10 protein-coding genes are annotated in these 9,962 nt (G+C 38.9%); all 10 read right to left on the bottom strand.

All coding sequences use genetic code 11. The features are described from left to right. Nucleotides 1-331: 331 nt before the first annotated feature. Nucleotides 332-991, bottom strand: a complete 660-nt coding sequence (locus N2K84_RS19510; protein WP_116496661.1) for a PQLLE family protein — start codon at nt 989-991, stop codon at nt 332-334. Beyond that, a complete protein-coding gene (locus N2K84_RS19505) occupies nt 937-1,185 on the bottom strand; it encodes a hypothetical protein (RefSeq protein ID WP_165806868.1) in 249 nt (82 codons plus the stop codon). The genes N2K84_RS19510 and N2K84_RS19505 overlap by 55 nt, the downstream gene beginning before the upstream one ends. A gap of 111 nt (nt 1,186-1,296) precedes the next feature. After that, nucleotides 1,297-1,503 (bottom strand): GDCCVxC domain-containing (seleno)protein, encoded by a 207-nt coding sequence (locus N2K84_RS19500; RefSeq protein WP_116496662.1) that lies wholly within the window; start codon nt 1,501-1,503, stop codon nt 1,297-1,299. A 2-nt stretch (nt 1,504-1,505) separates the two neighbouring features. Next, a complete protein-coding gene (locus N2K84_RS19495) occupies nt 1,506-2,237 on the bottom strand; it encodes a cation efflux transmembrane domain-containing protein (protein WP_238943902.1) in 732 nt (243 codons plus the stop codon). A 55-nt stretch (nt 2,238-2,292) separates the two neighbouring features. Next, on the bottom strand, nt 2,293-2,679 hold the full coding sequence (locus tag N2K84_RS19490; RefSeq protein WP_116496663.1) for a DUF302 domain-containing protein: 387 nt from the start codon (nt 2,677-2,679) through the stop codon (nt 2,293-2,295). Between the two features lie 78 nt (nt 2,680-2,757). Then, a complete protein-coding gene (locus N2K84_RS19485; protein WP_282593514.1) occupies nt 2,758-3,090 on the bottom strand; it encodes a P-II family nitrogen regulator in 333 nt (110 codons plus the stop codon). A 12-nt stretch (nt 3,091-3,102) separates the two neighbouring features. Beyond that, a complete protein-coding gene (locus N2K84_RS19480) occupies nt 3,103-4,344 on the bottom strand; it encodes an efflux RND transporter periplasmic adaptor subunit (RefSeq protein WP_282593513.1) in 1,242 nt (413 codons plus the stop codon). Between the two features lie 16 nt (nt 4,345-4,360). Continuing rightward, a complete protein-coding gene (locus N2K84_RS19475; RefSeq protein WP_282593512.1) occupies nt 4,361-8,701 on the bottom strand; it encodes a CusA/CzcA family heavy metal efflux RND transporter in 4,341 nt (1,446 codons plus the stop codon). A gap of 136 nt (nt 8,702-8,837) precedes the next feature. Next, the gene (locus N2K84_RS19470; protein WP_282593511.1) at nt 8,838-9,140 is read right to left on the bottom strand and encodes a DUF6660 family protein; all 303 of its coding nucleotides are present in this window, start codon (nt 9,138-9,140) and stop codon (nt 8,838-8,840) included. A 70-nt stretch (nt 9,141-9,210) separates the two neighbouring features. Further along, nucleotides 9,211-9,624: a Fur family transcriptional regulator gene (locus N2K84_RS19465; RefSeq protein ID WP_282593510.1), complete on the bottom strand. Its 414-nt coding sequence runs from the start codon at nt 9,622-9,624 to the stop codon at nt 9,211-9,213. Nucleotides 9,625-9,962 lie beyond the last annotated feature (338 nt).

Here is a 9,962-nt window from a genome sequence, read left to right as displayed (position 1 = left end):
GAACCGCTGTATACGAGACCCGTACGTACAGTGGTGTGAGAGGCTCTCCCCGTCAGTGTTCACTGGCGGGGCAGTCTACTCGATTAGCAACTGGGCGTTGATTCTTCCAGTCTGTTTTTCAGTCATTTAAGGTTTCTTTAATTGTCTTTTCAATCTGCACAAAACTGTCAACGGAGCGCAAATTTATTTTGTTTTTTTGTGGGAGGGCAACCCTAAAACCGCCCTTAAAGGCGGTTACTTGGGCAGGCTTTGTAAGCTCTTTGGCAAGTTTTGGTCGTGCGTTGGCTCGTGGGGCTTGCCAATGTGCTTACAAATAGGGAGGGCAATTCCACTATCCTCTTATGGTTTTGCCCAATGCTTCTAATAGTTGTGGATTGTCCTCTAAACCAATCTTTGCTACGGCATAGAACTCACTCATCCAATCATCTATCTTTGCAAATGCTGCATCTTTGCCTTTGGTTGCATCTTGTGATTCCCCTTTTTCTTTCAGGTAAACTGCTCTTGCCGTTTCTAATTCAGAAATCAATGTGTTTGCCGCTGTCAAGTCGTCAACGGAGATTTTTAAACGGGATAATTTACCTTGAACCGCTGTATCGGCTGATGCCACGGAATAAAATTTCTTTGCAGCTTCTAACCATTTGATATAAGTCCGTGGCATTGTTCCAGAAATTGCCAATTTGTCAGCGGTTAATGAATCGTTACGGAATACAACTTTTGCTTTCTTGCGGTGAATGTTGAATGTATCCTCCAATTGTTCCTTTTTACTTGAAAAATCGGCGTAAGCGGCAGATGTTTCATCGTCTTCGGTTTTGTTTGCATCGTATGCAGTTCGGGTTTTTGTTAGCAATGCTTTGCCGTCTGCGATAACTGTTGAATCATAGCCTAAATCTGCCATGATTGCTGAAATTTCAGGTTGGGTTTCTGCATTTTCCAAAGCTACCCGGTACAATTCCAAGGTTGCTGTGTCTGTAAGTTTTGTGCGTGATGCCATAATTTAATTTTTAAAGGTTTATAATTAATTACATTTGGTTTTTTCGCTTTTACAATTTTGTTTTTCAGTTTTACAATTGCGTTTTCCCCACTCACATTTTCTCTTTTCTTATTTGGAATTGTATTTTCCGAACGTACTGCAATATTTTCCTTACTTGCAAGTCTATTTTTCCTTTCTACTATTGCATTTTCCAAACTTACACCTGCTATTTTTCAACTTGATTTTGTGTTTGTAAAACTAAATGTTAAATATAACGAAAATACTTTTTGTTAGAACTCAGTTGTACTTCCATTTGTTAAAAATAATCAGCAGCAACTTTCATTCTTTTGAATGGAAGGGCATTTTGCCGAACCATACGAACAATACACACAGCAATCTCCCTGTTTTGGTTTCAGAATGGTATGGCAATTTTCACATTTATAAAAGAATTGGCAAGAATCCATGGGCATGGTTTCTTTCTTCTGAAAGTCACAATTTGGACAGCTTATTATTGACTCTAAAATTACTTCCATATCTATTTTCCAAGTTTTAATATCCTGAAAGCCCCCCTGACCACAATTAAAAAAACAATTGCACCAATGATTAAATCAGGATACTTTGATTGGGTCAACAAAACCAATACTCCTGCTGCGATAACACCAGTATTGATAATAATATCATTCGATGTGAATATCATCGTGGCTTTCATGTGTGCTTCTTCACTTTTTGATTTTTGTAATAAATAAAGGCAAACGGAATTGGCAATTAATGCCAATATGGAAACAATAATCATGGTTTTGAAATCCGGCACAGCTTCGAAACTGATAAATCTGCGTATTACTTCTATAAGCCCAATCAATGCTAAAGCCAGTTGAAAATAGCCACTCAGCTTTGCCACTTTTTTCTTACGGAACACAGTTGAACCGACAGCCCAAAGGCTAAGACCATAAACAAGTGCATCTGCCAGCATATCCAACGAATCGGCAACCAAACCCATAGATTTAGAAATAAAACCCGTGGTAATTTCAATAATAAAAAATGCAAAGTTGATAATCAAAACCGTCCAAAGGAGTTTCGATTGTACCGATGAATTGTCCTTGAATTCATCCGCTTGGACAACAATTGTTTCTTGGAGTTGCGACCCTAAATTGAGTTCTTTCAGGTGATTCTCAATTTCAGAGCTTTCTTCAGAATGAAAGACAGTAAGTTTTCGGTTTTCAATATCGAACACCAAACTTTTAATCATGGAAAGCCCTTCGAGTTTCATCCTGATAAGGGTTTCCTCGGAAGGGCAATCCATTTTGGAAATTTTAAAGGTGCTTTTAAACATTGTGAATGACATGTTTTAATTTTTGTTGAACCTCATTTGCAACACCTGCCAATTTTTCATTTTCAACAGATTGCATTGATGCCATCGGGTCAACGGCAGCAATTTCTGTTTGGTTTTCTGAAATTTGTTGCACGATTACATTGCAAGGCAACATCGTACCGATTTTATCTTCTTCCTGTAATGCTTTGTAGGCAAAAGCAGGGTTACACGCACCAAGTATGCGGTACTTTCTGAAATCTACCCCCAATTTTTCTTTTAGTTTTTCGTGTATGTTGATTTCAGATAATACCCCGAAACCCTCCTTTTTGAGTTCTTCTGTTACCCTTTTTACTGCTTCTTCAAAAGAGCAATTCAATGTTTTTTCAAAATAGTATTTCATCGTTTTTGCTTTTAATGTGAATTATTTAAAAAGCAAGTTGCCCGATATATTAAGGCAACCTGCCCTTAAAGTTATAAATTATTTTTCTCCATTTCCCAAACCCGTTTTCACACGGTACACCTTTTCGACATCGGAAACATAAATTAACCCATCGCCTGGATTAAGTGTACACCCGTATTCACAGATTATAGCACAAATAGTATCAACATCTTCATCCTCTGCTACAATCTCAAGTTTAGCAATCTCACTGTCGGTAACAGAAAATTTCTGCGAAACAAATGCGTTTTCATCTTGCAGTTTTCCCGTACCTTCTGCCGAAGAAAGCGTAATGTTCTCAAAATCATTGTCGATTAAATGGTGAACAATTTCATTCACTTTATTTGGTCTTACAAATGCTTTTATTTCTTTCATAATTTTATTGTTTTAATCATCATCTCCGGTTTCTTCTTTCTTCATATCAGCCAATAAATAGTAGGCTGTATTCAAAACTACCTGTGTGTTATCAGGCAACGAATTTATCAAATGTATTTCCGTATATCCATCGTCTTTCAGTCCGGGAATAACTTCGACCATTCGGAAGGCCATACTATTTTCTTCCGCATTATCTTCATTGTCGGCATGGATTTCTTCATTTGCAGGTTCGTCCTTTTCTCGTTCTTCAAGAGCCTGATTGTCCAGTATAAAAATGTATGATTTTGTCCCCTCCGTAACAATAGCATCATTGGGCAGAGCACGGGTATATTTTTCATCGGTATGCAAATGGCCAGAAATATACATTCCCGGGATAAGCCCCGAAACTTTTTCATTAATTTTTGCATGGATATGAACTGCCCTCGAATTGGCCTCAAACTCTTTTCCAATTGCAAAAACGGTTGCTGTTAACTCTTCTCCCGGACGGTTTGAAACCGTGAAATGCACTTTTTGGCCTTCTTTTACCAGATGCACATCTTTTTCATAAACCATAAAATCGGCATGGATTGCACTATTGTCGGTTATTTCAAGGAGTATGTCTTTTGCATCAACATAAGAGCCTACTTTGATATTTACCTCATTAATAAAACCATTAATCGGGGAAAGGATACTAACTGTGTTCGAAATAATCCCTTCTTTAATTTTGGCAGGTGAAAGATTAATCAATTGCAAGCGTGATTTTAAGCCTTCATATTTTGTTTTCGCTGTGTTGTATTCCGATTTAGCCTGTTGAAAGTCCCTGCCTGCACCGACATTGTTTTCAAAAAGTTCTTTCTGGCGTTCAAATTCCTGTTCCAAATATTCAAGCCTGTTGGCTACTTCGGCAAATTCTTCTTGCAAAACAATAAAATCGGGGTGTTCCAGCACTGCCAGCAATTGACCTTTTTTTACCCTGTCGCCATGAAACACCTTAATCTCTTTTACATTACCACCAATAACAGCTGTAACCTCGGCACTACTTGCCGGGGGTACTTCTAACTGCCCGTTTGATTTTACTATCGTGGTTAAGTTCCGCATTTGGAAAGTTCCTAATTTTAAGTTCAGGGCTTCCCGTTGGTTCTCATTTAATACAACAACACCTTCGGGTCCATGCTCTTCGTTTTCTTCGCTTTCGCTGGTCGTTTTATTTTTAGTATTGCACGACATTAAAGTGGCGATTGCAATAAACGCTATAATTATTTTTGTCTTCATCATTACTCAATTTTGTTGATTATTTACCTGTTAAATATTTTAGTTGGGCAGATAATTCATTGTACTCCGCCTGTTGCATTAAAAAATCTTGTTTTGTACGTATCGCCGCTTCAGTATTCTGAATAAATTGAACGTAGTCGATACTGCCAAGACGGTACGCCAGATTGGAAGCCTGAATTTGTTCGTCGGCCAAAGGCAATGCTTCTTTTTGATAATAGTCGATAACCTGTTGCAACATAAGGTAACGGCTAATTTGTTGATTGTACTCGGCTTTTATTTCCAGTTCCTTTTGCTCGTATTGCCGATTGGCAATTTGGAAGTCAATTTTTGAAGCTTTGGTTTTGCCCGATTGTGAAAAGAAAGCCAATGGTAAAGAGATACCTGCTTCCCAACCATAAAACCCGGAATTGCCGTCAACCGACTGCCATTTATAACCCAAGTCTAACTTTGGAAGGAAATTGGCTTTTTCCGCTTTCCATGCCGATTCTGCCACATCAATCCCGGTTGAATAATAATTCAGCAGCGGGCTTTCGCTCAATGAATCAATTTCGGAAACTATATTGAAAGCATACTGCCCCAAATCCTGTATGTTAACATCTACCGCAATCGGGTATAATAGGTATTGATTCAGAATTTGCAAGTTTGCCAAATAGTTGCTTTCAGCTTTCTTTAAATTTACCTGCAATTCTTTGTACTTAGCCGAAGCAGAAAGGTATTCAATCTTAGAAGTAGCTTGTGTTTTGTACCTCAATTCAGCGGCTTTTTGAAAATCGGCGTACAAGGTGTCGAGTTCTTTAAAAAGCTGCCATTGTTGTTTGGCATGTACAGCATTGTACCATGCGATACTAACATCACGGATTAACGAATATTCGGTAAGGTACTGCCCCGAAATAGCTTGTTGGGTACGTGCATTTGCTAACTTGCTTTTTGCCGGAATACCAAAAACATCGATATCCGACTGACCAATCCCAATTCTGTTTTGAATACCGGGCGCACCGTTTCCCACTTCTTCTTTACCCGTGTAAACAGAGGTTATACCCAATTGGTAAGCCGTTGCTTTTAAAGCTTCCTGTTTGTCAACTTCCAATTGGGCTGCCTTGATTGTCGGATAATTTTCTTTTGCCCTTTCAATGACTTGTGGCAATGTTAGGGAAGAATCTTGCGCATTGGCATTTCCTGAAATCCCCAAACCTGCCATTATAAAAAGGACAGAAAATACACCCATTGCCGGTTTAGGCAACTTTATTTTTTTAACTCCCGATTCAACAAACTTATAGAGAATGGGCAGCACAATAAGCGTTAGCAAAGTTGATGTAAGCATTCCACCAATGACCACAGTAGCCAGAGGACGTTGTACTTCGGCACCTGCCGACATTGAAACTGCCATAGGCAAAAAGCCCAAAATATCGGTTGAAGCGGTCAATAAAATTGGCCGGATACGCCGGATAGAACCTTTTTTAATGATGTCGTTTATATGAAGTTTGCCTTCTGCTTTTAATTCATTAAACCCGCTAATTAATACCAAACCATTAAGTACCGCAACGCCGAACAGGACGATAAACCCAACCCCGGCAGAAATGCTAAATGGCATATCCCGCAAATAGAGCGAAAATATACCCCCAACAGCAGCGAAGGGAACGGCTACATAAATCATGAGGGTTTGTTTGAACGATTTCACGGCAAAAAATACCAGCATAAAAATTAACGCTAAAGCAAGCGGAACTACAAGGGACAAACGTTTTGATGCCCTTTCGAGATTTTCAAAAGCACCACCATACCTGATATAATAGCCCGTTGGCAGTTCAAGTTTTTCATCTAAAACAGATTGGATTTCTTCCACAAGCGATTTCACATCCCTGCCAGCAACATTAATTCCTACGTAGGTTCTACGGTTGGTATTGTCGCGGCTAATTTGCATCGGCCCCGGCTGGTAACTTATTTCAGCTACTTCTTTTAAGGGAATTTGATTACCATCGGGAAGATTAACAAATAAATTCCTGATATCGTCAATACTTGTGCGGTGTTCTTCGTCCAATCGCACAACAAGGTCAAACATCCGCTCGCCTTCGTAAATGCTTCCGGCAACGCCACCACTAAAAGCGGATTCAACAATCGTATTGAGTTCTTTAATTTTCAGGTTGTAACGTCCAAGCTTGTTACGGTCGTAATGAACGGTAATCTGGGGCAAACCACTTGTTGCCTCCGCTTTTACACCTGCTACACCATTAATCCCTGAAATCAGCCCGGCAATTTCAGCGGCTTTGGCAGCCAGTATATCCAAATCATCGCCATAAAGTTTAACGGCAACATCTTCACGGATACCAGTCAGCAATTCATTGAAACGCATTTCAACAGGCTGGGTAAATTCAAAATTTATACCCGGCAAAACACTTACTTTTTCCCTTACTTTTTCAATTAATTCGGCTTTCGATTCGGCTTGTGTCCACTGGTCTTTTGGTGTCAATATCACAAATATATCTGCAATGTCCAAAGGCATTGGGTCCATGGGTAAATCTGCCACACCAATCCTGCTTTGAATACTTTCTACTTCATCAGGAAAGTTTTCCAAGACAATTTGTTCCAGTCGGGTGGAAGTTTTTGTTACTTCGGTTAATGAAGTTCCTGGCTTTAAAAATGCCTGAAAAGCAAAATCGCCTTCATCAAGTTTTGGAATAAATTCGGCTCCCATCCGTGTAAACAGAAAACCGCCGGAAACTAACAGCACAAATGCTATTGTGATTACAATCCAACTTCTTTTAAGCGACCATCCGATTACCGGGGTATAAATTTTTTCAAGCTTACCAATAATTTTATCGCCCCATGTTTTTTTATCTGTTTTTGGTGGTTGAAGAAATAAGGCTGCCATCATTGGAATATAGGTAAGGCACAATATTACCACGCCCAAAACGGCAAAACCAAAAGTCATAGCCATGGGGATAAACATTTTGCCTTCTACTCCTTGCAAAGCTAAAACAGGTATAAAGACAATCAGAATAATCAACTGCCCAAAAAATGCCGAGTTCATCATTTTGCTTGCCGAATTATAAGCAATTTCGTTTCGTTTCGTCTGGTCAAGCTTTGTTCCTATCAGGTTTTTTCGGTGTAAGTAAAAAATCATACTTTCAACAATAATAACCGCACCATCAACCAATATCCCGAAATCGAGCGCCCCCAAACTCATTAGGTTTGCCCACACCCCAAACAAGTTCATCATGATAAAGGCAAACAGCAATGCCAAAGGAATGGTTGATGCCACGATTAACCCGCCCCTAAGGTTTCCCAAGAATATTACAAGGATAAATATTACTATTAACGCACCCAATGAAAGATTTTCGGCAACTGTAGATGTGGTGCTTTTAATCAGTTTGCTGCGGTCGAGAAAAGGTTTTATTACAACACCATCGGGCAATGATTTTTGTATTAAAGCCATCCGCTCTTTAACATCTTTAATCACATCATTTGAGTTTTCGCCCTTCAACATCATCACGATACCGCCGACAGCCTCGCCCTTTCCATCTTTGGTAAAAGCACCATAACGGACAAAACTTCCGTATTTAACTTCTGCCACATCCCTGATAAAAATGGGTTGTCCGTCAACGTTTGTAACTAAGGTGTTTTTAATATCATTAATAGACCTCATTAATCCTTCGCCTCTGATAAAGTTGGCCTGAAAGTTTTTTTCGATATATGCCCCACCTGTATTCTGATTGTTGTCTTCAAGGGCTTCAAAAATATCAGAAATGGCCAAGCCCATACTCCTAAGTTTATCTGGATTAACAGCTACTTCGTACTGTTTTCCCCTTCCACCAAAAGAGTTTACTTCCACCACTCCGGGCAGCATGGCCATTTGCCGTTTTACAATCCATTCCTGCATGGTGCGAAGTTCCATATCGTCATAAATAGTATCGAAACCGGGTTGTACTTCAAGCGTGTATTGATATATTTCACCCAGCCCGGTGCTGATGGGTGCCATGAACGGCTCTCCAAATCCCTGTGGGATTTTTTCTTTTACTTCTGCTAAGGCTTCGCTTACTAATTGCCGGGGTAAATATGTTCCGGCACTTTCTTTAAAAACAATGGTAACTACCGAAAGTCCAAAGCGTGATACACTTCTGATTTCAGTCACATCTGGAAGGTTTGCCACTGCCAGTTCAACCTGATAGGTTACAAACTGTTCAATGTCTTCGGTGCCCAAATTGGGTGCTGTTGTGATAACCAAAACCTGATTGTTTGTAATATCGGGCATGGCATCAAGCGGCACTTTGGTCATGGAATATATTCCACCGATAATCAGGCCAATGGTCATCAGCCCGATAAGTGCCTTATTCTTTATTGAAAAAGATATTATTTTGTTTATCATTTGAATATTATGAATTATTATTTGGATATAAATCAATTTCAAGGTGTTTTCACTCCAAGAGACTACTCTTGGACAACCTTTTATTTAATGCATCACATCAAAAAATTGATATGAGCAAATTGTTAAGATGAAACGATTATATTTTGGGAGGTTGCCAGATAGAAGAAAAATGATTTGAAAATCTTGATTCTTTGAAAGTAATATTCAAAGCAACCACTTCAACATCGGACAATAAACCATTAAAAAATGATGGGAAAGAAAGTGTTTGGCAACAATGACAAAAACAAAAAGGGGAACATAAATCAACATCACTTGTGTGATTTTGGCTTTGTTCCGACAATTCCAAGGTAGCAGAATTTGTACCAGCATGTACATCATTGCAAGGTATGGCTGTTAAAACCATTACATACACTGATAATATTACTGCTATATATTTCATCTGCAAATTCTTATTTCTAATAATTACAACGACAAAAATACTATATAGTTCGTGCAACCGAGTTGCAAACTTACTTTTTGCAATTTGAACAAATACCTTTGACAACAAAGTTTGCACTGGAAAATTCAAATCCATTGGGTAAGTCTGGCTGGGGAACAGGTAAATCTTTCATACAATACGTTTTTCCGCATTTGTTGCATAAAAAATGAACATGTAAATGTTCTGGTTCGCAAGTGCAAAAATCTTCGCAAAGTGCGTATCTTAAAGAGCCAGAGCCATCTTCAATTGAATGAATGAGTTGATGTTCCTGGAAAGTTTTTAAAGTTCTATATAACGTTGCTTTATCAGCTTTTTCAAATTTTTGTTCTAATTCAGGCAAACTAATAGCCGTTTTTTGTTCTGTCAGAACTTGTAAAACCAACTGTCGCATTGCGGTTGGGTTGATATTTTTCAAGTTGAGTTTGTTGTCTATTTCCTTTTTCATTTTACTAATTTCAATAATCTCGGTTTGTTCAAAGCTCAAATGTAACAATTAAGCACCGGTGCGTAGGCAGAATTGCAGCTCTTTTACAAGCCTTTGGTTTGGGTGTTGGCTTGTGGGGGCTTGGAAATGTGCTGCAATGTGGGTCAGGGTTTCCCTTCTTCTTTTTGCGGGGGGAGAAAAAAACAAAATAAATTCCTCCAAGTTTGCACCGAACTTTTATAATTGCATGTCTTTTTTCGCCTTGTTGCTAACGTTCTAGTATTTTATCCATCGTGTGGATGCGTTGTTAAATGTATGAATAATAATTCATATTGCTAATAGGTTATGACAGGAGGCTT

Origin of the sequence: Gaoshiqia sediminis (assembly GCF_025907915.1) — a bacterium.
Lineage (GTDB): Bacteria > Bacteroidota > Bacteroidia > Bacteroidales > Prolixibacteraceae > Gaoshiqia > Gaoshiqia sediminis.
This window is presented reverse-complemented; position numbering and strand designations above follow the sequence as displayed.

Excerpts from the sequence above, each read along its gene's own strand:
- N2K84_RS19500 (WP_116496662.1), bottom strand. The coding sequence starts at position 1,503 with ATGGAAGTAATTTTAGAGTCAATAATAAGCTGTCCAAATTGTGACTTT.
- N2K84_RS19470 (WP_282593511.1), bottom strand. The coding sequence starts at position 9,140 with ATGAAATATATAGCAGTAATATTATCAGTGTATGTAATGGTTTTAACA.
- N2K84_RS19485 (WP_282593514.1), bottom strand. The coding sequence starts at position 3,090 with ATGAAAGAAATAAAAGCATTTGTAAGACCAAATAAAGTGAATGAAATT.
- N2K84_RS19495 (WP_238943902.1), bottom strand. The coding sequence starts at position 2,237 with ATGAAACTCGAAGGGCTTTCCATGATTAAAAGTTTGGTGTTCGATATT.
- N2K84_RS19465 (WP_282593510.1), bottom strand. The coding sequence starts at position 9,624 with ATGAAAAAGGAAATAGACAACAAACTCAACTTGAAAAATATCAACCCA.
- N2K84_RS19510 (WP_116496661.1), bottom strand. The coding sequence starts at position 991 with ATGGCATCACGCACAAAACTTACAGACACAGCAACCTTGGAATTGTAC.
- N2K84_RS19475 (WP_282593512.1), bottom strand. The coding sequence starts at position 8,701 with ATGATAAACAAAATAATATCTTTTTCAATAAAGAATAAGGCACTTATC.
- N2K84_RS19480 (WP_282593513.1), bottom strand. The coding sequence starts at position 4,344 with ATGATGAAGACAAAAATAATTATAGCGTTTATTGCAATCGCCACTTTA.
- N2K84_RS19490 (WP_116496663.1), bottom strand. The coding sequence starts at position 2,679 with ATGAAATACTATTTTGAAAAAACATTGAATTGCTCTTTTGAAGAAGCA.